General features: G+C 62.9%; 24 protein-coding genes. 20 read left to right on the top strand and 4 right to left on the bottom strand.

From position 1 onward, the window contains the following. The first annotated feature begins 11 nt into the window (after nucleotides 1-11). From DKB71_RS21515 to DKB71_RS21430, 18 genes are all read left to right on the top strand, one after another. Nucleotides 12-680 carry an SCO family protein gene (locus DKB71_RS21515; protein WP_274076664.1) on the top strand — a complete coding sequence of 223 codons (669 nt, stop codon included), beginning with the start codon at nucleotides 12-14 and terminating at the stop codon, nucleotides 678-680. Continuing rightward, nucleotides 677-1,309: an SCO family protein gene (locus DKB71_RS21510; protein ID WP_408597286.1), complete on the top strand. Its 633-nt coding sequence runs from the start codon at nucleotides 677-679 to the stop codon at nucleotides 1,307-1,309. The genes DKB71_RS21515 and DKB71_RS21510 overlap by 4 nt, the downstream gene beginning before the upstream one ends. Before the next feature lie 9 nt (nucleotides 1,310-1,318). Beyond that, nucleotides 1,319-2,869: an ABC transporter substrate-binding protein gene (locus DKB71_RS21505; protein ID WP_408597284.1), complete on the top strand. Its 1,551-nt coding sequence runs from the start codon at nucleotides 1,319-1,321 to the stop codon at nucleotides 2,867-2,869. A gap of 14 nt (nucleotides 2,870-2,883) precedes the next feature. Next, on the top strand, nucleotides 2,884-3,837 hold the full coding sequence (locus tag DKB71_RS21500; RefSeq protein WP_323608241.1) for a peptidylprolyl isomerase: 954 nt from the start codon (nucleotides 2,884-2,886) through the stop codon (nucleotides 3,835-3,837). 221 nt (nucleotides 3,838-4,058) lie between these two features. Then, complete coding sequence (locus tag DKB71_RS21495) at nucleotides 4,059-4,592, top strand: response regulator (RefSeq protein ID WP_274076668.1); 534 nt, start codon at nucleotides 4,059-4,061, stop codon at nucleotides 4,590-4,592. A gap of 84 nt (nucleotides 4,593-4,676) precedes the next feature. Then, nucleotides 4,677-6,383, top strand: coding sequence for a GspE/PulE family protein (locus tag DKB71_RS21490; protein WP_274076669.1), 1,707 nt, complete (start codon nucleotides 4,677-4,679; stop codon nucleotides 6,381-6,383). Then, nucleotides 6,364-7,167, top strand: a complete 804-nt coding sequence (locus tag DKB71_RS21485; protein WP_323608243.1) for a hypothetical protein — start codon at nucleotides 6,364-6,366, stop codon at nucleotides 7,165-7,167. The genes DKB71_RS21490 and DKB71_RS21485 overlap by 20 nt, the downstream gene beginning before the upstream one ends. Nucleotide 7,168: 1 nt before the next feature. Next, the gene (locus tag DKB71_RS21480) at nucleotides 7,169-7,714 is read left to right on the top strand and encodes a PilN domain-containing protein (protein WP_274076671.1); all 546 of its coding nucleotides are present in this window, start codon (nucleotides 7,169-7,171) and stop codon (nucleotides 7,712-7,714) included. Continuing rightward, a complete protein-coding gene (locus DKB71_RS21475; protein WP_408597280.1) occupies nucleotides 7,701-8,249 on the top strand; it encodes a GspMb/PilO family protein in 549 nt (182 codons plus the stop codon). The genes DKB71_RS21480 and DKB71_RS21475 overlap by 14 nt, the downstream gene beginning before the upstream one ends. Continuing rightward, nucleotides 8,249-8,767, top strand: a complete 519-nt coding sequence (locus tag DKB71_RS21470; protein WP_408597278.1) for a hypothetical protein — start codon at nucleotides 8,249-8,251, stop codon at nucleotides 8,765-8,767. The genes DKB71_RS21475 and DKB71_RS21470 overlap by 1 nt, the downstream gene beginning before the upstream one ends. Then, on the top strand, nucleotides 8,764-10,596 hold the full coding sequence (locus DKB71_RS21465) for a secretin N-terminal domain-containing protein (protein ID WP_323608248.1): 1,833 nt from the start codon (nucleotides 8,764-8,766) through the stop codon (nucleotides 10,594-10,596). Before DKB71_RS21470 ends, DKB71_RS21465 begins: the two co-directional genes overlap by 4 nt. Before the next feature lie 2 nt (nucleotides 10,597-10,598). Next, complete coding sequence (locus tag DKB71_RS21460; protein WP_046815448.1) at nucleotides 10,599-11,072, top strand: type II secretion system protein; 474 nt, start codon at nucleotides 10,599-10,601, stop codon at nucleotides 11,070-11,072. Between the two features lie 4 nt (nucleotides 11,073-11,076). Further along, complete coding sequence (locus DKB71_RS21455) at nucleotides 11,077-11,451, top strand: type II secretion system protein (RefSeq protein WP_323608250.1); 375 nt, start codon at nucleotides 11,077-11,079, stop codon at nucleotides 11,449-11,451. After that, nucleotides 11,426-11,965 (top strand): type II secretion system protein, encoded by a 540-nt coding sequence (locus tag DKB71_RS21450; protein ID WP_323608251.1) that lies wholly within the window; start codon nucleotides 11,426-11,428, stop codon nucleotides 11,963-11,965. The genes DKB71_RS21455 and DKB71_RS21450 overlap by 26 nt, the downstream gene beginning before the upstream one ends. After that, a complete protein-coding gene (gene csgE, locus DKB71_RS21445; protein ID WP_274076678.1) occupies nucleotides 11,962-12,351 on the top strand; it encodes a curli production assembly/transport protein CsgE in 390 nt (129 codons plus the stop codon). The genes DKB71_RS21450 and csgE overlap by 4 nt, the downstream gene beginning before the upstream one ends. Beyond that, complete coding sequence (locus DKB71_RS21440; RefSeq protein ID WP_274076679.1) at nucleotides 12,348-12,767, top strand: curli assembly protein CsgF; 420 nt, start codon at nucleotides 12,348-12,350, stop codon at nucleotides 12,765-12,767. Before csgE ends, DKB71_RS21440 begins: the two co-directional genes overlap by 4 nt. A gap of 30 nt (nucleotides 12,768-12,797) precedes the next feature. Next, nucleotides 12,798-13,670, top strand: a complete 873-nt coding sequence (locus DKB71_RS21435; RefSeq protein ID WP_274076680.1) for a CsgG/HfaB family protein — start codon at nucleotides 12,798-12,800, stop codon at nucleotides 13,668-13,670. A 1,399-nt stretch (nucleotides 13,671-15,069) separates the two neighbouring features. Next, a complete protein-coding gene (locus DKB71_RS21430; protein WP_408597273.1) occupies nucleotides 15,070-15,387 on the top strand; it encodes a DUF6124 family protein in 318 nt (105 codons plus the stop codon). A 298-nt stretch (nucleotides 15,388-15,685) separates the two neighbouring features. Here DKB71_RS21430 and DKB71_RS21425 read toward each other — a convergent pair whose 3' ends face one another. The 4 genes from DKB71_RS21425 to DKB71_RS21410 are packed head-to-tail and all read right to left on the bottom strand — an operon-like array spanning nucleotide 15,686 to nucleotide 21,321. Beyond that, nucleotides 15,686-17,140: a curlin gene (locus DKB71_RS21425; protein WP_408597271.1), complete on the bottom strand. Its 1,455-nt coding sequence runs from the start codon at nucleotides 17,138-17,140 to the stop codon at nucleotides 15,686-15,688. 27 nt (nucleotides 17,141-17,167) lie between these two features. Beyond that, nucleotides 17,168-17,629: a curlin gene (locus tag DKB71_RS21420; RefSeq protein WP_274076850.1), complete on the bottom strand. Its 462-nt coding sequence runs from the start codon at nucleotides 17,627-17,629 to the stop codon at nucleotides 17,168-17,170. A gap of 60 nt (nucleotides 17,630-17,689) precedes the next feature. Continuing rightward, nucleotides 17,690-19,939, bottom strand: a complete 2,250-nt coding sequence (locus tag DKB71_RS21415) for an Ig-like domain-containing protein (RefSeq protein WP_408597269.1) — start codon at nucleotides 19,937-19,939, stop codon at nucleotides 17,690-17,692. A gap of 35 nt (nucleotides 19,940-19,974) precedes the next feature. Further along, entirely contained in the window at nucleotides 19,975-21,321 is a 1,347-nt protein-coding gene (locus tag DKB71_RS21410) for a hypothetical protein (RefSeq protein WP_408597267.1), read from the bottom strand. A gap of 287 nt (nucleotides 21,322-21,608) precedes the next feature. Here DKB71_RS21410 and DKB71_RS21405 point away from each other — a divergent pair, with 287 nt between their 5' ends. Next, nucleotides 21,609-23,057 (top strand): sensor histidine kinase, encoded by a 1,449-nt coding sequence (locus tag DKB71_RS21405; protein WP_408597265.1) that lies wholly within the window; start codon nucleotides 21,609-21,611, stop codon nucleotides 23,055-23,057. Nucleotides 23,058-23,242: 185 nt separating this feature from the next. Further along, nucleotides 23,243-24,319 (top strand): SCO family protein, encoded by a 1,077-nt coding sequence (locus DKB71_RS21400; protein WP_408597263.1) that lies wholly within the window; start codon nucleotides 23,243-23,245, stop codon nucleotides 24,317-24,319. Nucleotides 24,320-24,370 lie beyond the last annotated feature (51 nt).

The following is a 24,370-nucleotide window of genomic DNA, read 5'->3' as shown; positions in this document are numbered from 1 at the left end:
AGGACATCGACATGAACCGATTCGCACATCATGGACTGCTGACGATCTGCCTGTTGGCCTGCTCGTTGGAATTAGCCATCGGCCAGGCCCTGGCCCACTCGGTAGACGAACATGCCGGCCACACCCAGGCGGCCAAGAGCACCAGTTCCGAGACCGCCCAGGTCAAGTTTGCCGACGTCGCGCTGGTGGACCAGAGCGGCAAGACCGTGCGCCTGGAAAAAGACCTGGTGGCCAACAAGATCGTGGTCATGAGCTTCATCTACACCAGTTGCACCACGGTCTGCCCGGTGGTGTCCTCGATCATGGGCAAGGTGCAGAAACAGCTGGGTGCGCGGGTCGGCACCGAGGTGCAACTGGTGTCGATCAGCATCGACCCACAGCGCGACGACGCCAAGCGCCTCAACGACTACGCCCGCGCCTTCCAGAACGGCCCGGGCTGGAGCTGGCTGACCGGTTCCACGCAGTCGGTCAACGAAACCCTCAAGGGTTTGGGCAGCTTCAGTGGCGACTTCAAGAACCATGCGCCGCTGATCCTGGTGGGGGACGGAAACAGTCGCCACTGGACCCGCTACTACGGCTTCACCGACCCGAACATATTGACCCGCCAGGTGGAGAAGCTCAGCGGTGAACGCAACACCCATGCCAAACACACCGCCATCGCCATGGAGCATCAGCCATGAGACTTCTCCACGGGTTCGCCCTGAGCCTCTGCGCCTGCCTCGCCAGCGCCCTGGCCATGGCCCACGAAGGGCATGCACCCGCGGCGCCTGCCGCCGATACGGTGGCGGCCGCCGCCCAGCCGACCGCTGGCACCCGAGATGCCAAGACCTGGTTCACCGATACGCCGTTGCAGGACCAGAACGGCAATACCCTGCGTTTCTACAGCGACGCGCTGGAAAACCGCGTGGTGCTGCTCAATGTGATTTTCACCAGTTGCACCGATGCCTGCCCGTTGATCACCCAGAAGCTCAAGCAAGTGCGCGAAGTGCTGGGCGACAAGGCGGACGGCATCACCTTTATCTCCCTTACCAGTGATCCGCTGCGGGACACCCCGGCGGTACTCAAGGCTTACACCTTGAAGCAGGGCGTCGATGAGCCCCACTGGCTTTTTCTTACCGGCGACAAAGCGCAGATGGACCTGGTCCTGGGCCGTATCGGCCAGGTCATACCGTCCCCCGAGCAGCACTCCACCCAGCTGATCGTCGGTGACGTGGCGAACAAGCGCTGGAGCAAGATCCGTCCCGATGCCCCGGCCGCCGCCATTGCCCAGCGCTTGCAGTTGCTGGCAATGCCCGTGGCCGGTCGCTGAGCCAGGGCCATGAAAAACGCCCTGATCCTCAGTCTGCTTCTCCTCGGCGGCATCAGCCTGAGCGCCCAGGCGTTAACGCTGACGCCCAGCGAAAGCGCGGGCAAGCGGCTGTACCGCGAAGGTGTATCCGCCAACGGTGAGCCGATCATGGCCCGGATCGGCGCGGCGGGCATGCTGCTGCCGGCCACCAGCGTGCCCTGCGCCAACTGCCACGGCAGCGATGGCCTGGGGCGCCCGGAAGGCGGGGTGCGCCCGCCGGACCTGAGCTGGTCGCGGCTGACCAGCACCTACGGCCAACAGCAGATCAACGGACGTGCCTACCCAGCCTACACCGAGGGCACTGTGGCCCGTGCGATCCAGGAGGGGCGTGACCCGGGCAACAACCGGCTGGATTCGGCGATGCCGCGGTTCGTCCTGTCGATGAGCGATCAACGCAACCTGACGGCGTACCTCAAGCGCCTGGCCGACGAGCGCGATCCGGGCCTGAGCCCCGACAGCCTGCACCTGGGCACCTTGCTGCCGAGCACTGGCGTGTTGGGCGAGGAGGGCACCACGGTGGCGGCGGTGCTGCGGGGCAGCGTGGCGCGGATCAACGAAGCGGGCGGGATCCATGGCCGGCAGTTGCGCCTGACCATCCTCGATCCCGGTCCCGACCGTGTCAGCGCCGAGCATGCGCTCGACCAGTTGATCGAACAGGAACAGGTGTTCGCCCTGGTCGCACCGCTGGTGCCGGCGCTGGATAACGAACTGGCCCCGCGCCTGGAGCAGGCCGGCGTGCCCCTGATCGGGCCGCTGTCGTTGCAGGGCACGGCCCAGGCCAGTCGGCAGATTTTCGAGCCGCTGCCGGGGCTGCGCGAACAGATGATTGCCCTGGCCAACTACGCCGCCACCAGCCTGCGCGTGTTGCAGGGCCCGACGCTGATCGCCTACCCGAACGAGCCGGGCCAGCGCCTGGCGGCGGAGAAACTTGCCCAATACCTGCAGGACAACGCCTGGCAGAAAGTGCGCCTGCAACCCTACGAGACGGCGCAGGACGAGTTGCCACTGGGCTCGCGCTCGGTGTTCTACATGGGCAGCAGTGGCGGCTTCAGTCGTTTGGCCGCGCGCTTGCAGACCGCGGGCCAGGTGCCTTATCTGTTCGCCGCCTCGAACCAGGTGGCGGGGGATCTGATGCAGGTGCCCAGCGGGTTTTCCCGGCGGGTGTTCCTGGCGTATCCGTTCGTGCCCAGCGACTGGACGCGCACCGGGCGCACCGCCCTGACCCAATTGCGCGAACGCCAGAAGCTCGGCGGCGAACATGCGGTGCTGCAGGTCGGGGCCTACAGTTCGATGCTGCTGCTCAGCGAGGGCATGAAACAGGCGGGGCGCGATGCCAGCCGGGAAAAACTCATCAGTGCCCTGGAAGGCCTGCACGACTTCGATACCGGCCTGACCCCGCTGATCAGTTTCGGGCCGGGCCGACGCCTGGGCCTGAGCGGCGCCCATGTGGTCACCGTGGACCTGCCCGACCAGCGCTTCTATCTGGTCGCCCCCTACAAACCCATTGCCGCCACGCCCTGATCCGGAGGCCGAAGATGAAACTCACGACTGTAATGGTGCTGTTGACCCTGTGGGTGCCCGCCGCGTTTTGCAGCAATGGCCCGGCCGTGGCACGGGTCAATGGCGAGGAAATTTCCCAGCTGCGCCTGGAGCGCTATTTCGCCGAATACCTGGAGGATCAGGGCCGGGCGGTCGCCAGCATCCGCAGCCCCAGCGCCTACAAACAGCTGCGCACGGCGGCGCTGGATGCGCTGATCGACAAGGAACTGCTGTGGCAGGAAGCGCTCAAGCGCGGGGTGGTGATCAGCGATGCCACGGTGCAGGACCAGGTCGAGCAGACCCGCCAGGCCATGGGTGGCCCACAGGTGTTCGCCCGGCGCCTGGAAGACGCCGGTTTCGATGAGGCTTCTTACATCGAGTACACCCGCCGCGACCTGGCGGCGCAGCAGATGTTTACTGAACTCACGAGGGTCGGCGAGCCGGACGAAAAAGAGGTGCGGGCGTTCTATCAGGAGCACCGCGCCGAGATGAACCGTCCCGAGGAAATCCAGGTCAGGCATATCCTGATAAAAGTGCCTCAGGGGGCGGACGCTTCCACAGTCGAAGCCGCGAGACTACGCTTGCAGGCACTGCACACGAGCATCCGTGAAGGCGCCGATTTTGCCAGCGTCGCCCGCAGCGGTTCCGAAGACGCTTCGGCCAGCGCCGGCGGCGACCTGGGTTACTTTGCCCGGGGGCGCATGATGCCGGAGTTCGAAGCCGCAGCCTTTGCCCTCAAACCCGGGTCCGTCAGCGAGCCGGTGCGCACGGCGGTGGGCTGGCATTTGATCCTGTTGGAGAACCGAATGGAGGCCGCCGATGTCACACAAGAGCAGGGACTTGAAATGGTTCGGGCCTACCTTGCCCGACAGAAACAGGTCCAGGCGCGTCTGCAGGCGCTGGCGCAGCTGCGCGCAAGCAACAGCATCGAAAGAATTGACGATCAATGAGCTTTCCCCAACAGTGGGGGAAAGCTTCGCTGCACGTCCGTTCGCTTTCCCCCGCTTTTGGGGGGTGGGGCATGTGGACGAAACGGCATTGCTTTTAAATTCAAGGACATGAATACATAAAATTACCGGCACTCAGCCTGGCATGAAGTGTGCGTTAGTCCTATCAAGGCGCGCACTCCGCCAGGTTCGGTACTCGGACCTGGGGGTTCAAGGAGTCCACCTTGTTAAACAAAGTACTGGTTGTTGAAGACGAACAACTTCTTGCAGAAAACCTCCAGGGTTACCTGCAGGCGCAAGGGTTGGAAGTCCGGATTGCTCACGACGGTGCGCAAGGAATCGCTGAAGCCGGCGACTTCGCACCCGATGTGATGGTGTTCGATTACCGCTTGCCCGATATGGAAGGCTTTGAGGTGCTCGATGCCGTCCGCCAGAACAGGAAGTGTCATTTTGTGCTGATCACGGGGCACCCCACCGCAGAGGTTTGCGAAAGGGCCCGGCAACTGGAAGTCAGCCATATCCTGTTCAAACCCTTTCCGATGGCGGAACTGGCGCGTGCAGTGCTTGATCTTCTGGGGCGACAGCGCGAACCCAACGCGGCGGTGAGCAGTTCCGAAGGCTTTGTCGAACGACGCCAGAGCAGGACCGAGAGTTTCCCGCTGCAGTTGTACGACGGTAGTTGGGTGCTAGCAGATCGCCGACGAAGTACCTCGGCCTCCACAGCGCCAGACGACGAACAATTGCTCACCGGGGAGTAATGGCGCGACAAGAGGTTCCGGCACATGCCGCAATTGCTCGCCGCGCCGACAGGGCTCTAAGCCCCGGGTGTTGGAGAGCAAGCCATGGACCGTCTATCCCTTGTCGTCGATGTGCCACCGCTGGACTCTGTACCGACTCGTTTTTCCAGTGAGCAACTGGCCCAGGCCCGTTCCCGGGCCGGCAGTACCGGCGAGCGGATGCTCGAAGCCCTCGGGGTGCTCTGCGAACTGGCCCCCATGCCCTTTATCCAGTGCCTGGGCGCAACCCTTCACTACCCGGTGCTCGACACCGACAGCCTGTTCCAATCGACCCCGGTATTCGACCGGGTCACCCTGGCCCAATGCCTCAAGCGCGAGTTCATCCTGCTGCGTCACGCCGACGCGGTCATCGGCGTGTTTGCCGACCCCTTCGACACTGCACGCCTTGCCTGGATCGACGACTGCCTGCACGGCGCGCCGCTGTACCTGGTGCATGCCGACGACCTGAAAGCCTACCTGGCGCGCCATGAAGAGAGCTTCCACGCGGTGGAGTCGCTCAACGCCCAGGCCGACGGCAATACCGAGATCGACACCCTGCAAAGCCTGTCCCTGACCAGCATCAGCGAAGACTCCAGCGTGGTGGTCAAGCTGGTCAACTCGACCCTCTACGACGCGCTGAAGATGCACGCCAGCGATATCCACCTGGGCACCACCGGCAGCGGCCTGGTGATCAAGTACCGCATCGATGGCGTGCTCAACAACATCAGCAAGATCCAGGGCAACGAGTTCGCCGAGCAGGTGATTTCCCGGGTCAAGGTCATGGCCGAACTGGACATCGGCGAAAAACGCGTGCCCCAGGACGGGCGTTTCAAGATCGGCATCAGCGGCCGCCAGATCGACTTCCGGGTGTCGATCATGCCGAGCATTTTCGGCGAGGACGCGGTGCTGCGGGTGCTCGACAAGCAGGACCTGGCCGACAAGGTCTGCGGCGTGCAGTTGCAGGCGCTGGGCTTTGAAGAGGAAACCCTGCGCCAACTGCGCCGCCTGGCCGCCGAACCCTACGGCATGGTGCTGGTCACCGGCCCCACCGGCAGCGGCAAGACCACCACGCTGTACGCGATGATCACCGAGATCAACCACGGCGTGGACAAGATCATCACCATCGAAGACCCGGTCGAATACCAGCTGCCGGGCGTGCTGCAAATCCCGGTCAACGAAAAGAAAGGCCTGACCTTTGCCCGCGGCCTGCGCTCGATCCTGCGCCACGACCCGGACAAGATCATGGTCGGCGAGATCCGCGACCCCGACACCGCGCAGATCGCCGTGCAGTCGGCGCTCACCGGGCACCTGGTGTTCACCACCATCCACGCCAACAACGTCTTCGACGTGATCGGGCGCTTCACCCAGATGGAGATCGACCCCTACAGCCTGGTCTCGGCGCTCAATGCGGTACTGGCCCAGCGCCTGATCCGCCTGGTCTGCAGCGCTTGCAGCACGCCGTACACGCCGAGCGAAGAAGAGCTTTCAAGCTCGGGCCTGGACCCGCAACAGGTCGGCCACTACCAGTTTGTCCACGGCAAGGGCTGCGGTCATTGCCGTGGCACCGGCTACCGCGGCCGCAGCGCGATTGCCGAGCTGCTGCACCTGGACGATGAGCTGCGGCAGATGATCGTCGAGCGCCAACCGATTTCGAAAATCAAGGCACACGCCTGCAAACGTGGCTTGCGCCTGCTGCGCGAGTCGGCGCTGGAACTGGTGCAACAAGGCCGGACCACTCTCGAGGAGATCAATCGTGTCACTTTTATCTCGTGAGCGTTATGTCGCCGTGCTCGGCGCCAGCGGTGTCGGCCTCGGTCAGCGTCAAGGTGGCGACACCCTGTGGCTGGGCAGCGTCGGCTTCATCGATGAAGGGTTCATGGCCTGGGCGGTCGCCCTGGAAACCCTCGACCGCCTGCTGGGCGAACATGCCCGCGCCGGTGCCGAGTTGACCGTGGTGGTCTCCGGCCACTTCAGCCGGTTCTGCCTGGTGCCCTGGAGCGAGCAGATCAGCAGCCCCGCAGAGCTGCAGGGGTTTGCCCAGCTGTGCCTGGAAGACCTCTACGGCGCGGCGAACCAACCCTGGGACCTGGTGCTGTCGGCCGAACCCGCCGGTTATGACCGCATCGCTACGGCGCTGCCGCAGGATTTGCTCGAGCGCCTGCGTACCCTGGTCAGCGGCCGTGGCCTGCGCCTGCGCTCGGTGCAACCGTACCTGATGGCGGCGTTCAATCACTTCGACAAGAGCTTCGACGCCGGCGACTTCCTGTTCGTGGTCGCCGAGCCGGTGCGCAGCGTCTTGCTGCTGGCCCGCGAAGGCCGCTGGACAGCGGTGCGTTCGGTGGGCAGCAGCGACAGCGATGCCGCACTGAGCGCACTGGTCGGACGCGAATGTCAATTGCAGGCCTCTGCCAGCGAACGGCCGCTGAACGTCTACCTGCACGCACCGGCACGCATCGACTCCCATCCTGAAGTGCCCGGTGTGCACTTGCGCACCCTCGAAGAAGGCCGGACAAACGTGCGCGATTGCCTGTACGTCATGTCCCGGACGGTGGCCTGACATGCGCCCGCTGATGCTCGACTTTCAGCCACGCCGCCGCTCGAGCCCCCTGGGCTGGAGCCTGCTGGCCGGTGGCGTGGTGCTGGCGCTGACCTGCATCGTGTTTGCGCAACACCTCAGCGGTGAGGCCGAACAACAGCAAGGTCACCTGCAAACCACCCAACGGGTGCTCACCGGCGACACCGGTGGCAAGGTCAGCCTGACCCCGGCCGAAACCCGCGAGCAGGCGCAGAACCTGGCCGAGATGCGCAAGGTCTCGCAGCAGTTGCGCCGCCCTTGGGAGCGTCTGTTCGCCACCCTGGAAGCCATGCCCCGGGACAACGTTGCCTTGCTCACCCTGACCCCGGATGCCCGCAAGGGCCAGGTGCGGATCAGCGCCGAGGCGCGTGACCTGGACGCCATGCTCGACTTCCACCGCCGCCTCGAAGCCAGCGACGAGCTCTCCGACGTGTCGTTGCTCAGCCACGAAATCGTCGCCAACGTGCCGGAACACCCGGTGCAATTCAACCTGTCGGCTACCTGGGAGATTGGCGATGCAAATCCCTAGATTGATCGTCCACGAATACCTGCAAAGCCTGGGCGTGCCTGGCCTGGCGGGGTTGGCCATGCTGGTGCTGGCGCTGACCTATGGGCTGTTCGGCCTGTTGCCGGACTGGCAGTCATTGCAGCAGCTGAACCAGCAGACCCGCGAAGCCCGCGAATACCTGGCCAAGGTCGAAGAGGGTTCGGTCGCCGCACCGGTGGTACCGCAACGTCAGCTCGATGACTTCCGCAGCAAGTTGCCGACCCAGCCCCAGGCTACCGTCGCCATCGACAAGATCTATGCGCTGGCCGCCCAGGAACGCATCACCCTGTCCCGGGGCGAGTACTCCCTGGGCATCGATCCCAAGACCCACCTGGCCCGTTACCAGATCCTGTTGCCGGTGCGGGGCAGCTACCCGCAACTGCGGCGCTTCATGCACGCCTTGCTCGGCCAGTTGCCGGCGGTGGTGGTGGAAGACCTGGAGTTGCAACGCAAGAAGATCGCCGACACCGACCTCAATGGGCGGATCCGCATGACCCTTTACCTGTCGAGGTCATGATGAACAGCAAACGCACTATGGGTTGGGTGGCGTTCCTCGGCGTGGCCGCGGCGCTGACCTGGTTGCCCGACTACTTCAAGCCGGCCGACGACAGCGACCTTGCCGTGGCCGCCGTGGCCACGCCGGCCAAAGGCAAGAACCGTGGTGCGTTGCCAGCCGCGCAAGCCTCCGCTGCGCCCGTGGCGATCAAGGATCTGAGCCCGGCGGGCGACCTGTTCGCCGCGCGCAGCTGGAAGGCCGCGCCGACCCTGGCCAGCGTCACCGAAAAACCAGTCAACGTCGCGCCGGTGGTGCAGGTCCCCACTGCACCGCCGATGCCTTTCCAGTTCATCGGGCGAATCGATGACCGCACCGACCTGCAAGTGTTTTTGCAAAACGGCGAGAAGATCTACGTCGTGCGTAAAGGGGATGTGATCGACGAAACATGGAAGATCGAGGGGATTTCCGATCTGGAACTGAGCCTGGTCTATTTGCCTCTGCATTTGTCCCAGACTTTGTCTGTGGGGAGCGCGCAATGAACAAATCCCGTTTGCTGATGAGCCTCTGTCTCTGTGCCGGGCTGGCTGCGTGCAGCTCGGCGCAGGTCGCCAAGGAAGAAGCCTCCGAGTTGATGGAGCAGGGGCAGTACGAAGCCGGCCTGGCCCGGATCGAGGAGGGCTTGCGGGAAAACCCTCGCGACACCGAACTGCACATCGCCCTCAACAGCTCCCGAGCCCGGGCGATCACGGCACTGCTGACCCAGGCCGACATGGACCGCACCCAGCGTGATTTCGCGTCGGCCCGCATGGCCTACGGCCGGGTGTTGACCATCGAACCGAACAACCGCCGCGCCCAGGACGCCATGCGCCAACTCGAACACATGCGCAGCCTCGACGAGAAACTCGAACTGGCCCGCGGCGACCTGCGCCGCGGCGACATCTACGGCGCCGAGCGTCAGGTCAAACAGATTCTCGAACTGGACCCGAACAACGAAGGCGCCCTGGAACTGCAGAGCAATATCCGCCTGGTGCAGAGCCGCAACGTGGTGGCCTATCCGCAACTGCGCACCCGCCTGGACAAACCGGTGACCCTGGAATTTCGCGACGCCAACCTCAAGACCATCTTCGAAGTGCTGTCCCAGGTCGCCGGCTTGAACTTCATCTTCGACAAGGACCTGCGCCCGGACATGAAAGCCACCATCTTCGTGCGTGACGTGCGCATCGAAGACGCCGTGGAACTGCTGCTGCAACAGAACCAGCTGCACCAGAAAGTGGTGAACGAAAACACCCTGCTGATCTACCCGGATTCGCCGCAGAAGCTCAAGGATTACCAGGAACTGGTGATGCGCACCTTCTACCTGACCAGCATCGATGCCAACACCGCGCTGAACATGGTCAAGACCATGCTCAAGACCCGCGACGTGTTCGTCGATGAACGCCTCAATACCCTGACCATGCGCGACACCGGCGACGCCGTGCGCATGGCGGAAAAACTCCTGCAATCCCAGGATCAGTCCAACCCCGAAGTGGTGCTGGAAGTGGAAGTGATGGAAGTCGCCACCCAGCGCATCCTCGACCTTGGCCTGCAATGGCCGAACACCTTCGGCGTGGTCAACAGCGACGGTTCGGCGGTGACCCTGCTCGATCAGCTCAAGGGCATCAACTCCAGCCGGATCACCATCCAGCCGTCGCCACAGGCCAAGATCAACGCCCAGGACAAGGACATCAACACCCTGGCCAGCCCGGTCATCCGCGTCAGCAACCGCGAGCAGGCGCGCATCCACATCGGCCAGCGCGTACCGATCATCAGCGCCACGTCGGTGCCGTCGACCCAGGGACCGGTGATCACCGAAAGCGTGACTTACCTCGATGTCGGTCTGAAACTGGAAGTGCAGCCCACCGTGCACCTGAACAACGAAGTGGCAATCAAGGTGGCCCTGGAAGTGAGTAACGCCACGCCTCTGGAGCCGACCCGCCAGGGCACGATTCCGGTCCAGGTCGATACCCGCAACGCGCAGACCACCCTGCGCCTGCATGACGGCGAAACCCAGATCCTCGCCGGCCTGATGCGCAACGATCATGGCAGCACCGGCAACAAGATTCCCGGCCTTGGCGACATTCCTGGCCTGGGGCGGTTGTTCGGCAGCAACAAGGACGATGTCAGCAAATCCGAGCTGGTGCTGTCGATCACTCCGCGGATCGTGCGCAACCTGCCGTACCAGAGCCCGTCGGACATGGAGTTCACCACCGGCACCGAAACCAGCATGCACATCCAGGCGCCGGATCGTTCGAAGGTCGAAGTCGAAGAGGTTCGGACCAATGGCATGAGCGCCCCGATCGCGACCACCGTTACCGTCGGGAAGCCTTGATCATGAACGCCTCGCAACGCGGTTTTACCCTGATCGAAGTCGTGGTGACGCTGTCGTTGATCGGCCTGCTGGCCGGCATGGCCGCACCGCTGACCGAAACCGTGGTGCGCCGGGGCAAAGAGCAGGAACTGCGCACCGCGCTGTACCAGATCCGCGATGCCATCGACGCCTACAAGCGCGCGTTCGACGCCGGTTACATCGAGAAGTCGCTCAACAGCAGCGGCTACCCGCCGAACCTGCAGGTGCTGGTGGAAGGCGTGCGCGATGTGCGCAGCGCCAAGGGCGCCAAGTTCTACTTCCTGCGGCGCGTGCCCCATGACCCGCTGGCACCGGTCAAGCGCGACGACGAAGGTGGCTGGGGCGTGCGCTCCTACGACAGTACGGCTCAGAACCCGCGGGAGGGCGAGGACGTCTTTGACGTTTACTCCAAGGCCCGCGGCAAAGGGCTCAACGGCATCGCCTACCGGGAGTGGTGAGCATATGCGTCGGGAAAAGGGTTTTACCCTGCTGGAACTGATGGTGGTCATGGCAATCATCGCGACCCTGATGACCATCGCCTTGCCACGCTATTTCAACAGCCTGGAGGCCTCCAGGGAGACCACCCTGCGCCAGAGCCTGTCGGCGATGCGCGAAGCCCTGGATCACTACTACGGTGACACCGGACGTTATCCCGACTCCCTCGAACAGCTGGTTGAACAGCGTTACCTGCGCAATCCGCCGATGGACCCGATCACCGAACGCAAGGACGCCTGGGTCATGGTTGCACCGCCTGATGGCGTGGCCGGCGGTGTCGCCGATATCAAGAGTGGTGCCACAGGGAGGGCCCGTGATGGCAGCCTTTATTCCGAGTGGTAAGCCTGCGGGGCAAGACGGCTTCACCTACCTGGGTGTGCTGTTCCTGATCATGGTGATGGGCATGGGCCTGGCCAGTGCCGGCGAGCTGTGGTCCACCGCCTCGCGCCGCGACCGCGAACGCCAGTTGCTGTGGGTTGGCACCCAGTACGCCCAGGCACTGCGCAGCTATTACCGCAGCTCGCCAGGCCTGGCCCAGTACCCCAGGGAACTCGCCGACCTGGTGCAGGACGAGCGTTTTCCCGGCGCCAAGCACCATATCCGCCAGCTATACCCGGACCCGATTGGCGGCGGCGAATGGTTCCTGATGCGCGGCTTCGACGGACGCATTACCGGCATCAGCAGCCCGTCCACGGACAAGCCCCTGAAGCAGGCGGATTTTCCCAGCCAGTGGTCGGACTTCAACGGCATGGCCAGCTACAAGGACTGGCAGTTCGTGGCCGAGAAAGCCTTCCTCGACGGCGCCTCGGGCCCGGCCAAAGGCCAGTCCGCAGCGTCCCAGGCGGTGCAGCCATGAAGCGCTTCTGCCTGGCCTTGATCCTGGTGTTGAGCACCTCTGTGACCTGGGCCGGTGAAGAGGACGAAATGCTCGGCTTTATCGTCGACGACACGATCTCGCACATCGGCCACGAATTTTACTACTCGTTCAGTGAACGCCTGCGCGCCACCAGTCCGATGGATTTCAACCTGGTGGTACGCGAACGACCTTCGGCTCGCTGGGGCAGCCTGGTGACCGTGGAATTTCAACAACGACTGGTTTACCGGCGCTTCCTGCCGCCGAACACCGTGGAGCTCAAGGACGAGGCCTATGCCGCCGCCGACTGGGTACGCGGGCAGATTGTCCAGCGCAAGCTGGAAGCCTTGTTGCAGGACACCACGGACCTTGAGAGGGACGAACTATGAAAGCGAAAACGTTTTTGCAGCGCGCCGGTGGATGCTTGCTCGGCCTGGGCGCCTGCGCCCTGGCCCAGGGCACGGAACTGGTCTACACGCCCGTCAACCCATCGTTCGGCGGCAACCCGTTGAACGGCACCTGGCTGCTCAACAACGCCCAGGCGCAGAACGACTACGACGATCCCGACTTGAAGGATCGCACCTCGGTGGCCGGGACCTCGGCCCTGGAGCGCTTCAGCGCCCAGTTGCAATCGCGTTTGCTCGGGCAACTGCTGGACAACATCTCCACCGGCAACACGGGGAGCCTGTCCACGGACGCCTTCATCGTCGACGTGGTCGACGACTCCGGTGCGCTGACGATCAACGTCACCGACCGGGCCACGGGCGAAGTTTCGGAAATCCAGGTGAATGGCCTGGCCCCTTGAGGGGATGCGGGTTTATGGGGAGTTAAGGACATGAAAAAAATAATTGCGCTGGGGCTGATGTTGGCGGCATTACAGGGGTGCAGTCTGCGCGAGCCGATGCCGGCCGAACAGGACTCGCAAACCCCGACCCTGACCCCAAGGGCCTCGACTTATTATGACTTGATCAACATGCCACGACCCAAGGGCCGCTTGATGGCGGTGGTCTACGGCTTCCGCGACCAGACCGGGCAATACAAGCCAACCCCGGCCAGCTCGTTCTCCACCAGCGTCACCCAGGGCGCGGCGAGCATGCTGATGGACGCCTTGCAGGCCAGCGGCTGGTTCGTGGTGCTCGAGCGTGAAGGGCTGCAGAACCTGTTGACCGAACGCAAGATCATCCGCGCCTCGCAAAAGAAACCCAACACCCCGGTGAACATCCAGGCGGAACTGCCACCGCTGCAAGCGGCGAACATGATGCTCGAAGGCGGGATCATCGCCTACGACACCAACGTACGCAGCGGCGGGGAAGGGGCGCGCTACCTGGGCATCGACATTGCTCGGGAGTATCGCGTCGACCAGGTCACGGTGAACCTGCGGGCGGTGGACGTGCGCAGCGGCCAGGTGCTGTCCAACGTCATGACCAGCAAGACCATCTACTCCGTGGCCCGCAGTGCCGGGGTATTCAAGTTCATCGAGTTCAAGAAACTGCTCGAGGCCGAGGTGGGCTACACCACCAACGAACCGGCGCAGTTGTGCGTGTTGTCGGCGATCGAGGCGGCGGTGGGGCATATGCTGGCGCAGGGGATCGAGCGGCATTTGTGGCAGGTGGCGGGGGATAATTCCCAACCTGCGCAGAACGAGACGCTGGATCGCTACCTGACGCAGAATCGTGTTGTACCTGAAGGTGAGGGAGAGGACGAGTGAACCGAGGGCGGCCTTGCAGGAGCTGGCTTGTCCGGTCGCCGCATCGCAGCGATGACGGCGTTACAGCCGACCCGTCTCTCGCGGCGGTACCCGATCCCAACTGTGGGAGCGGGCTTGCTCGCGAAGGCGGCCTTATAGCCGACCAATCGTCCGCGGCTGTCCCCGATCTACTGTAGGAGCCGGCTTGCTGCGGGCGGCGTTCCGACGATGGCGTCCTGACAGCCGACCTATTATTTATTGACCGAGTACATATCCATTCCTGATCCCAAGCGAACGCATTCCCCTGTAGGAGCTGGCTTGCCAGCGAAGAGGCCCGAAAGACTCGCGCCAGACTCAAGGCCGCCTTCGCCGGCAAGCCGGCTCCTACTAGGTATATGTCGCGCACGAAACCACGGCAGAGGCACATTTTTGTAGGAGCTGGCTTGCCAGCGAAGAGGCCCGATAGAGCAGCACCAGGCTAAAGGCCGCCTTCGCCGGCAAGCCGGCTCCTACAAGGTATATATCGCGCACGAAACCACGGTAGAGGCACGTTTTTGTAGGAGCTGGCTTGCCAGCGAAGAGGCCCGAAAGACTCGCACCAGACTCAAGGCCGCCTTCGCCGGCAAGGTATATGTCGCGCTCGAAACCAGGGTAGAGGCACGTTTTTGTAGGAGCTGGCTTGCCAGCGAAGAGGCCCGAAAGACTCGCACCAGACTCAAGGCCGCCTTCGCCGGCAAGCCGGCTCCTACACGGTATATGTCGCGCACGAAACCATGGTAGAGGCACGTTTTTGCAGGAGCTGGCTTGCCAGCGAAGAGGCCCGATAGAGCAGCACCAGACTCAAGGCCGCCTTCGCCGGCAAGCCGGCTCCTACAAGGTATATGTCGCGCACGAAACCATGGTAGAGGCACATTTTCGTAGGAGCTGGCTTGCCAGCGAAGCGGCCCGATAGAGCAGCACCAGACTCAAGGCCGCCTTCGCCGGCAAGCCGGCTCCTACAAGGTATATGTCGCGCTCGAAACCACGGTAGAGGCACGTTTTTGTAGGAGCTGGCTTGCCAGCGAAGACGGCCTGATAGTCGACCAATCTCCCACGTCTGTACCCGATCCAGGCAATATCTGTAGGAAAAATACGAGGCTACATTGCCTTGCGCCGTTGCCTACAACTACGCCAGAATCCGCCGGCTTGTGTGCCTTGCTCCCCTGGCTCTACTGTTGCCGCGCCGCTGCATTTTCAGCGGTCGGGTTTAGCAGCTCGGTCAATTTCAAGGCGCGCCAGTGTCACCCCTCTATGGTGGCTGTGCGTGGGGCACTTCGGTGCGCCGGGTTCCTTGATCCCTGGTCTGCTAACCCGCGTACAGTCGCCACCCATTCCGTTTAGCAGCGATGTGTGGCGTCTCCACTGACCAAGGAGTTTCACCATGCCCAAGCCCAGCCCCAATCCCCCCGAATCAGAATCCGAAAATCCTCCTTCCAACCTCCATCTAAAACCCGCCCTCCTGAAAACCACCACACCCCACAACCCCAGCTCAATGTTCCTCATCGCCCCAGACATCAGCACCGAAGACCTGCTGGCCCACGCCTGCGAATCCCTGAAATCCGCCAGCATCATGGCCACCGATTTCGCGACATTCGTGGACGACCCCCAGCGCAGCATGCTGCTGGGTATCCAACAGGTGATCATGCTTGCGGACCTGGCGGTAAACCAGGCGCTGGATAACCTCGATCCGCAGGGCTGAGCACACGCTCACTTCCACATGGATCTACGGCAGCTCCAGGGGAAATGCGTATGGCTCACGATCAGGTCGGCTCGTAGGCCGCCTTGTGTAGGAGCAGCCGGTCGACGCTCGATTGCTCGCGAAAAACCTGAGAGCACCGCGGGGTGTCAGGTTCCCCGCGTCATCGTTGACCTCCTCGCGAGCAAGCTTGCTCCTACAGGGTTGTGTCGTCCCAAAATTGAAGGTTTGAGCGCATATCTGCAGGCGTAAAAAAACCGCGACCCTCCCTCAAGGGCCGCGGCTCTTTCACCCCATGCAATTACTTCTGCATCACAGTCGCACTGTTAGCCGTACCAAACTGCTGCACATTCGCCGTCTGTGTCATCCCACTCTGATTCACGCTGGTGATGTTGCCAGTCCCCCCCTGGGTCACATACGCCACGTTCATGGTGTCCGCCTGCTTGATGGTGATCATGTTGTCTTCGCCATACAGCTGTGTGGTGAACGCCTGGTTGCCGGTGCCTTCCTGGTCGATGTTGGTGGTGTTGTTGGTGCCGGTGCTGCTGCCCTGGGTCAGGTTGTTGGTGCCGCGCTGGTCGGCGATGAGGATGTTGTCGGTGCCGTTCTGGTCGAAGTACAGCTCGTTGTAGGTATCGGCCTGGCTGACCGTGGTCTTGTTGCCGGTCCCGGCCTGGTTGGTAGTCATGATGTGGCCGGTGTTTTTCTGGGTGAAATTGGCGACGTTGCCGTTGCCGTTCTGGTTGACGGTGGCGCGCTGGTTGCTGCCGAACTGGCCGCCCATTTGCGTGACCGGGCCTTTCCAGTTGCTGGCGTAGACCTTGTTGTCGTTGCCCGTGGAAGTGGCGTAGAGCACTTGGTCGGTGCCGGTCTGGTAGGTGAAGTGGATGTTGCCGACGCCCTGTTGATTGAGCGTCACGGTCGAGCCCAGGGACTCGAACTGGTCGGCATAGATGGCGTTGAGGTCGCCGACCTGGATCACTTGGGCCACGTTGTGGTCGCCGAAGCTCTGGTCGACGATGGTTTCGTTGGTCTGGCCGTTCTGGTCGATGGTGGTTCTGCTGGCGACCTGGGTGTCCTGCCAGACTTCGCTGCCGTTACCGTCGCCGTACTGGTTGATGGTCAGGTTGCCGCCGTCGCCGTAGCGTTGGTCACCGTAGGCATAGTTGGTGCCGCCGGACTGATTGATGTCGATCTGGCCACTCATGTGGTTTATCTGTTCGGCGGTGGCGTAGTTGGCGGTGCCGTACTGGATGATCACCGCGTTGTTGGCCGTGCCCAGCTGGATCTGTTCGATGTTGGCTTCGTTGCTGTCGCCATACTGGTAGGTTTTGCCGGAAGAGTTTTCCTGGCTGTCCTGGTAGATGAACGAGAAGTTTCCGGTGCCTTCCTGTTGCTGCAGGATCTGGCCACCGCCGAATCCGATCGACTGGCTGGCATGGCTGATGTTGGTGTCACCGGCCTGGTTCTGGATGATGGTGCTGTTGTTCTCGAACAGTTGCTCGGCGTAGCCGGCGTTGTAGTTGCCGGACTGGTTTTGCTCGATGGTGCTGGTGGCGGTGTCCTGCACGGCGGCCGCATCGTTGCCCGCACCCGACTGGTTCTGGGTGGCGGTGCTGAACGGTGCCGAAATCTGCTTCACATCGGCGATGTTGGTGTCACCGAACTGGTTTTGGGTCGACACGCTGTCGTCGGCCAATGCTTGAGCACTGACGATGACCAGGATGGCGGCGGTGAGGGGCGTCAATTTGAACATGATGAAACCTCCAGGTGGTGCAGTGCTTTAGCGATACTGGGTGACCGATACGCTCATTCCATTTCCTGCCTGGGTCACAGCGCTTTGCTGACCCGTGCCGGCCTGGACAATGCTGGCGTCGTTGTTGTTGCCGTTCTGGGATATCTGCGCGCGGTTGTGGCTGCCGGTTTGGGTAATGGACGCGGCGTTGCCGGAACCTTGCTGGTTGATCAATGCCATCAGGTCGCTGCCTTGCTGCAGGATGTAGGCTTCCTGATTGCTGCCCGACTGCACGATCTGGCCGAGCAGCGACTGGCCGTTCTGTTGCAACAGCGCGACGTTGGCCTGGCCGTTCTGGTCGATCAGGGCTTGCTGGCCGACCGGGGGTGGCAGCTCGCCGAGGTCGGCGCCGGGCGCCAGGTCGTCGTTCTCCATCAAGTCGTCGGCACGCACGCCCGCGCTGCTGCAGAGCAGAAGCAGGCAGAGCAGGGCGGCGGTCGGCGTTTTCATGGCGTTGTCCTTTGGTTAGAGGCTTGCCCCATCAACCACTCTGGCCGATGGGGCGAGGGCTCAGTTCGAGATCACCTGCACCGTGCGCACAGTGCCTTGGGACGAGGTGATGGTGGCTGTCGGGTTCGCCGACGGAATCACCGTGGTCGAGTTGCTGACGGTCAACCTCCAGCGACCGGTCAGTGGCACCGTGGTGCTACCCAGGGTCACCAGCCCGGTCGGCGTGGTCACCTGGACGGTGATGGTGTTGCCGGTGGTCACCGATGAAGTCCCCGAGAAGTCCCAGTTGAAGCGGTTGTTGGAACGGGCCGTCACCGTGGCTGCCGTGACTGCGAAGGTTTCCGCGGCTGGCCGTGGCGAGACTTGCACCGTGACCGTGGCCGGTGTCGTCGACTGGGCGCCGAAGCTGTCCCGGGCGAAGTAGGTGAAGGTCGTGGTGAACGCCGTGGTGACCGTGGCCGGAGGGTTGTAGGTCAGGACGGTGCCGTTGCTGGTCACCGAGCCGCGAGTGGCCGGTGGTTGGGTGAAGCTGGCGATGGCGAGCGGCACGTTGCCTTCCGGATCGGTGTCGTTGGCCAGCACGTTGATCGGGATCGACACACCCAGGGTCGCAATGGCGTCGGCGACAGCCACCGGAGGCTGGTTAGGCGCCACGGTGATGGTCACGGTCGTCGCAGCGGTCGCGGCCAGGCCTTTGGCGTCTTGCGCCTTGTAGGTGAAGGTCGTGGTCAGTGGAGCATTGACCACCGCTGGCGGGGTGTAGACGACCGCTGTGGTGCCGCTCAACGCCACGGTGCCCTGCTCGGCGGCCGGTTGAGTCAATGCCGTGATGGTGAGTGGGGTGTCGCCGTCCGGGTCGTCGTCGTTGGTCAGCACGTTGAGGGTGATCGGTACGCCGAAGGTGGTGCTACCGCTGTCGGCAACGCCAACCGGTGCCTGGTTCTCACCGGTATCCGGTGCCGTACCGACGACCACCACGGGCTCGGTATCGTTACCGCCCGAAGCCGATTTGATGGTCACGGTGGCCGGTGGCTGGGACAGGTCGGCGACGGTCAGGCGTTGCAGGGTGCCGGACTTGGTCAGCCGTCCGTAGCCCTGGGCAACCATGTCTGGCACCACCACTTCGTCAGACGAGGTGGCTTCGATCAGCAGGCTGCGATTGTCCCAGCTGTAGCGCGCGGTCTGGACTTTCACCACGTCGGAGACTTTGCTCGATACTGCCGTCGGCCGGGTGGTGCCACTCGGATCGGTAGCAGTGAGCACCACCACCGGAGGCACGGTGGTACCCGTCAGGCGATGGCCGAAGAACAGACCGGTGTTGTCGCCGAGCATGCTGGTCAGGCACGGCGTCTGTGGTGGGCCGGGAACCAGGGCCACGGTTTCACGGAAGCACAGGCTCGATCCGTTGGCCGATTTGCCGAACACTTCTACCCGGGTACTGCTGGTGCCCGGACCTGTAGACGTGCGGCGGTAAGTGGCGCGGCTGATTTCCGCCGGGGTTTGCGCACGGCTGTCGAGGACCTTGCCGGATACGGTGAAGAGGTTGGTTTCGATGGTGCCGGGCGGACCCTGGACACGCAGGAAGTTGGTGTTGTTGGGGCTGCCCGTTACCGCTTCGGTGAGATTCGGGTCGCCGACGAAGGTCTCGATGGCGCCAGTGTCCGGGTTCACTTCGGTATAGGGGCCGTTGACGCTGCGCAGGAATGGCCCGACCTCGCCAGTGAGAGCGCCGGCGAAGTTACCCGGTGCGCCGATGCCGATGTCACGGGTGATGTTGATCGCCCGACGCCCCGGTGTGGTGACGTTGACCGTTTCCACGCCGTATGGGTGGGTGATGGTGTAGACGCCGGCCACTGGTACGTTTATCCGCAGACGAATCCGCGCGAAACTGGCCTGATCGCCATCGACAGGGTTCTCGGACGCGAATGCCGCTTCAATCCCGGCCACGTAGGCATCCACGCCATAGCCACCGACATCGTTGATGGTGGTTTCGGCGAGGAACCAGAATGTTTCCGGTGGCCAGTTATCCGGGAACACCATCGGCAGGGTGTCGTCATAAACTCCGGGTTCCGGATTCAGGATGCACATGTAGGCAGGCGCGCCGGGAGCGCCAGGTGATCGCGAACTCGTCGCCCGCGACTGGCACAGTTCCAGCGACAGCGAATCGTTGTCCTGATACCACATGGGGAATTTCCCCGTGGCAAAGGTGTAGGGGCCGGGGTCGACGGCAGCGAGTTGCGCGAATGCACTGCCGGACAGAGAGAGAGTCAGCCCGAGCGCGTTGAGCGCGAAGCGTGGCCACTTGTTCATGATGCCTCCTGATGCGGATCTGGGCATGAGAGCGTTCATTGCACGATGACCACTTCTTCGGTGTCGCTGCCACCATTGGACGACGTCACCCGAACCTTGGCCGGCGGAATCGGCGAGATGCCGGTCGACAGGGATTTCACCGCGCCGTCGCCACTGAGCGCGCCGATGGCGGCCCCGGTGCCGGAGGTGACGGTGAGGACCGGTGGCGATGTTTCATCGCTGGTGGAGGCCACCACCGTGATTTGCCCGGAGCCCAGGCTGTACTCGGCACGGGAGATCACCACCAGGTCGGTCAAGGGCATGGACAAGGTGGTCGGCGTGCTGCTGGGGATGGCCAGGTGGTTGTCGGCGGTCACCTGCAAGGTGCTTGGCAATGACGGATTGGTGGAGGATTGCGCGTACCAGTGGCCGGTGGTGTCGGCCTCGGTCATGTTCAGCACCGGGCTGTTGCTGTCCAAGGTCACGGTGGCCGGCGGTGGCGGGGCCATGACGAATACGTCCTGCTGGGCCACCGGTGCGCTTTCCCCGGCCTTGCGCGAGTAGGTGCTGCGCTCGGTGATCATCGGGGTCGGCCGCACCACCGTCGATAACTTGCCGGAGATGGCCATCACCGTGGTGCGCAAGTCCAGTCCGTTAGGTCCTTCGATGCGGATGTAATTGGTGTTGAACGGGCTGCCGGTGAAGGCTTCCGACAGGTTCGGATCACCCACGAATTGCTCGGCTTGGCCAGTGACCGGGTTGGTCTCGGTGTAGGGGCCGTTGACGCTGCGCAGGAAGGGACCGATGTCGCTTCTGAGCGCGCCGTCGTAGGTTTTCGGCGAACCGATGCCGATGTCCCGGGTCATGTTGATCGCGCGGCCACCACCTGCGGGCACGTCAAATATGTCGACGCCGTAGGGGTGGGTGATGGTGTAGACGCCGGCGGTTGGCACGTCGACCCGGATGCGGATACGGCCAAAACTGACTTGGTCGCCCTCTACCGGATCTTCAGCGGCGAAGGCGGCTTCCACGGCACTGACATAGGTCAGGTCGATGCCCCTGGCTGCGTCGACGATTGCGCCGTCGCCCGTGAACCAGAACGTTTCATCGGGAAAGTTGCCCGGAAAAACGATCGGTTGCGTGTCATCGAACACCCCGGGAGCCGGATTCAAAACGCACATGTAGGAGGGCGCGCCGGGCGCGCTGGGAACCCTGGAACTGACAGCCTTGGACAGGCATAAGTCGAGGGTTCGGCCATGCGTGTCCTGATACCAGGACGCGAAGCCACCGGTGGCTGGCAGGTAAGGGCCAGGATCTACAGCAAACAACGCGGCCTGGGCAGAACCTTGGGCCAGCGCACTCACGATCAGGGCGATCGCGCTTTTGGACAGTAAAGGGTGCATGAGTATTCCCTCTATCAGAGTACCTGCCCCTTGGATATGGGTCAGTTGGGAGGTCTTCGGCAACTCCCATGCCAACCGTCGAAAATGTCGGTGCGAGGCCCGGTACACAGGCGTTTGCGACGCGCTCGCGGATGGAACGGCAAATGCCCGGGCGGGCCTCTTTCCCCAGCATTGGGGGTAGATCGGGGCAGCGGGGTAGTGGGGAATAGGGGAGGGCAGGACCCGGGAACGGGCAAACGGCGAGTAGTGCGCTATAAACCTATAGGGGTTTTGCGGGAACACTGTCCATGACCATGCTTGCAAAGACACTGGCGTCCGACCAGGGCGAGATTCGCTTGAGCTCACGCAAACAGCCGTTCAATCTGCTGCGCTGGTTTTCGCTCATCAGCATGGCGGTGATCGGCACGGTGGCGGTGGCGCTGGGCTCGGTGTCGACCAAATTCGTGATTACCGAAAGCGTGCAGCGCGATGCCCTGCTGACTTCGCAATTCATCCAGGCGATTGCCTCGGCCGAGGTGCGCCATGTGTCGATTCCCAATGTGCGGACCATGGGCGAGCTGCTCGACCCGCGCAAGGACCGGGACTTTTCCGACGTCGACCCGCTGGCCCGGGCCAACGCCCGGGGCGAATTCCTCGACCACATCGAACATTTGCCGGATGTGATCCTGGCCAACATCTATGCCCCCGACCGCATGATCATCTGGTCGACCAATCCGGCCCTGATGGGCACCACGATTCACGCCGACGAAGACCTCGACCAGGCCTTCGCCTCGAAGACCCCCGTGTCGACCAGTTATCACGATGTCGACCAGGCTCGCATGGAACAGAAGTTCATCACGCCGCCGGAATACATCTTCATCGAAAACTACATTCCGCTGTTCGATGCCGAAGGCAAGAACGTCACGGCGATGGTCGAGATCTACAAGGAACCCAAGGACCTGATCAACCGCATGGAGCGCGGCCTGGTGCTGATATGGCTGGCCACGGCCCTGGGCGGCGGCCTGATCTACCTGGGGCTGTACTGGATCGTGCGGCGGGCGGCGAACCTGCTGGCGACGCAACAGAAGCAGCTGATCACCAACGAAACCTTCGTCGCCCTGGGCGAGATGTCGTCGGCCGTTGCCCACAGCCTGCGCAATCCCCTGGCGACCATTCGCTCGAGCGCCGAGCTGGCACTGGAGTTCGAGAGTGGCCCGGCGCACAAGAACATCAACGACATCATCGGCCAGGTCGATCGCATGTCGAAGTGGGTGCGGGAGTTGCTGCAGTCCCTGCGGCCACTCAATGACGACGTCGAGCCGGTCAATCTGGTGGCGGCGCTGTACGACAGCCTCGCTGCGTTCGAGCAACAGATCGTCAAGGCCCGGGTCAATGTGCTGTTCGAACCCATAGGCACGCCGATGGTGCTGAGCCAGCAGGTGCAGCTGACGCAGATCCTCAACAGTTTGCTGGCCAATGCCCTGGAGGCCATGGACGAAGGCGGAACCCTGACCATCGCCATGGCGCCCATCGATGCCCAGAATGTTCGCGTGGTGGTGAGCGATACCGGCAAAGGCATGACCGAGGAGCAGCGGCGCATGGCGTTCCGCCCGTTTTTCACTACCAAGCAGGGCGGGCTCGGTGTCGGGCTGGTGCTGGTCAAGCGCATCATGGAACGATTTGGCGGGACGGTGGCCCTGGACAGCCGCGAGGGCGAGGGCACCCGCGTCAGCCTGACGTTCAAACGCGTCCCCTGAAAATGGGTGTGAACTTTCCCCGCTAGCGGGTGCCATTCCCCAATCGCTATTCCCATCGTGGCAAAATGATGTCGATAAGCCATTGTTTTATAGAATATTAATGACTTTGTATAAAGCAGTTACAACTTTGGCCAGCTCTTTGCACTAGCCCCATCACCCCCTTCATACGTTAGAGGCGGCTGGTGATGGATACCGCACGTACGCAAGCCCTGGGCATGCACCTGGTGCTGATATTGGTGACGGGCCTGCTGGCCAGCCAGCTGCTGGTCGCCAGCCAGACACCGTCGACACCCGTTCCGGTAGCCGGCGAATCCACCACGCCGTGGGGTAGCGACTATTTCCCCAACACCCTGCTGACCGACCAGGACGGTCGGCAGGTGCATTTTTTCGATGACCTGATCAAGGGCAAGGTGGTGGTGATCAATTTCATCTTCACCTCGTGCAGCGACTCCTGTCCGCTGGAAACCGCGCGGCTGCGCCAGGTGCAGAAACTGCTCGGTGACCGGGTCGGCAAGGACATCTTCTTCTACTCCATCAGCATCGATCCCTTGAGCGACACCCCCGAGGTACTCAAGGCCTATGCGCAACGCTTCCAGATCGGGCCGGGCTGGCAGTTCCTCACCGGCGAGTTCGGCGACGTCACCGAGTTGCGGCAAAAACTCGGGCTGTTCATCGAAGGCGTCGACAACGGCCGCAGCAAGGACCACAACCTGAGCCTGATCGTCGGCAACCAGCAAACCGGTAGGTGGATGAAAGCCTCGCCCTTCGAGAACCCGTGGATCCTGGCCGACCAATTGGCCAATACCTTGCATAACTGGAAACAACCGAGCATGGGCGAAAGCTACGCCAATGCGCCCGAGATTCGTCCGCCGAGCAACGGCGAAGAATTGTTCCGCACCCGTTGCGCGTCGTGCCACAGCCTCGGCCCGTTGGACGGGCAGGGCATCGGCATGCGCAGCATCGGCCCGGACTTGGTCGGCGTGACCCGCCAGCGCGATCCGGCCTGGCTGAGCCGCTGGATCCGCGAGCCCGACCGCATGCTGGCCGAAAAAGACCCGATTGCCATGGAGCTGTTCGAGCGCTTCGACAAGATCCCGATGCCCAACCTGCGCATGGATGAGCACTCGGCGCAGTCGATCATCGAGTTCCTGCAGGAAGAAACCGAGCGCCAGCAGCCGTTGCTCACACCTCTGGTCATCGACGCCGAGGAACCGCAGCACCAGCACGCCGTCGCCGCGCCCGACATGGCGCGGGTGCAATAGTGGCGAAATAGCTTTATCGGGCAGTCTGTGACGGTCAATGCCACCTACACT

Origin of the sequence: Pseudomonas sp. PLMAX, from assembly GCF_046042685.1 — a bacterium.
In the GTDB taxonomy this organism is placed as follows: Bacteria; Pseudomonadota; Gammaproteobacteria; order Pseudomonadales; family Pseudomonadaceae; genus Aquipseudomonas; species Aquipseudomonas putida_AE.
Note: the sequence above shows the minus strand (reverse complement) of the source record. Positions and strands in the feature narration are given on the sequence as shown.

Bases quoted from the DNA above. Each gene is read 5' to 3' on its own strand.
- DKB71_RS21515 (WP_274076664.1), top strand. From the start codon at position 12: ATGAACCGATTCGCACATCATGGACTGCTGACGATCTGCCTGTTGGCC.
- DKB71_RS21510 (WP_408597286.1), top strand. From the start codon at position 677: ATGAGACTTCTCCACGGGTTCGCCCTGAGCCTCTGCGCCTGCCTCGCC.
- DKB71_RS21505 (WP_408597284.1), top strand. From the start codon at position 1,319: ATGAAAAACGCCCTGATCCTCAGTCTGCTTCTCCTCGGCGGCATCAGC.
- DKB71_RS21500 (WP_323608241.1), top strand. From the start codon at position 2,884: ATGAAACTCACGACTGTAATGGTGCTGTTGACCCTGTGGGTGCCCGCC.
- DKB71_RS21490 (WP_274076669.1), top strand. From the start codon at position 4,677: ATGGACCGTCTATCCCTTGTCGTCGATGTGCCACCGCTGGACTCTGTA.
- DKB71_RS21480 (WP_274076671.1), top strand. From the start codon at position 7,169: ATGCGCCCGCTGATGCTCGACTTTCAGCCACGCCGCCGCTCGAGCCCC.
- DKB71_RS21475 (WP_408597280.1), top strand. From the start codon at position 7,701: ATGCAAATCCCTAGATTGATCGTCCACGAATACCTGCAAAGCCTGGGC.
- DKB71_RS21470 (WP_408597278.1), top strand. From the start codon at position 8,249: ATGAACAGCAAACGCACTATGGGTTGGGTGGCGTTCCTCGGCGTGGCC.
- DKB71_RS21465 (WP_323608248.1), top strand. From the start codon at position 8,764: ATGAACAAATCCCGTTTGCTGATGAGCCTCTGTCTCTGTGCCGGGCTG.
- DKB71_RS21460 (WP_046815448.1), top strand. From the start codon at position 10,599: ATGAACGCCTCGCAACGCGGTTTTACCCTGATCGAAGTCGTGGTGACG.
- DKB71_RS21455 (WP_323608250.1), top strand. From the start codon at position 11,077: ATGCGTCGGGAAAAGGGTTTTACCCTGCTGGAACTGATGGTGGTCATG.
- DKB71_RS21450 (WP_323608251.1), top strand. From the start codon at position 11,426: ATGGCAGCCTTTATTCCGAGTGGTAAGCCTGCGGGGCAAGACGGCTTC.
- csgE (WP_274076678.1), top strand. From the start codon at position 11,962: ATGAAGCGCTTCTGCCTGGCCTTGATCCTGGTGTTGAGCACCTCTGTG.
- DKB71_RS21440 (WP_274076679.1), top strand. From the start codon at position 12,348: ATGAAAGCGAAAACGTTTTTGCAGCGCGCCGGTGGATGCTTGCTCGGC.
- DKB71_RS21435 (WP_274076680.1), top strand. From the start codon at position 12,798: ATGAAAAAAATAATTGCGCTGGGGCTGATGTTGGCGGCATTACAGGGG.
- DKB71_RS21430 (WP_408597273.1), top strand. From the start codon at position 15,070: ATGCCCAAGCCCAGCCCCAATCCCCCCGAATCAGAATCCGAAAATCCT.
- DKB71_RS21425 (WP_408597271.1), bottom strand. From the start codon at position 17,140: ATGTTCAAATTGACGCCCCTCACCGCCGCCATCCTGGTCATCGTCAGT.
- DKB71_RS21420 (WP_274076850.1), bottom strand. From the start codon at position 17,629: ATGAAAACGCCGACCGCCGCCCTGCTCTGCCTGCTTCTGCTCTGCAGC.
- DKB71_RS21415 (WP_408597269.1), bottom strand. From the start codon at position 19,939: ATGAACAAGTGGCCACGCTTCGCGCTCAACGCGCTCGGGCTGACTCTC.
- DKB71_RS21410 (WP_408597267.1), bottom strand. From the start codon at position 21,321: ATGCACCCTTTACTGTCCAAAAGCGCGATCGCCCTGATCGTGAGTGCG.
- DKB71_RS21405 (WP_408597265.1), top strand. From the start codon at position 21,609: ATGACCATGCTTGCAAAGACACTGGCGTCCGACCAGGGCGAGATTCGC.
- DKB71_RS21400 (WP_408597263.1), top strand. From the start codon at position 23,243: ATGGATACCGCACGTACGCAAGCCCTGGGCATGCACCTGGTGCTGATA.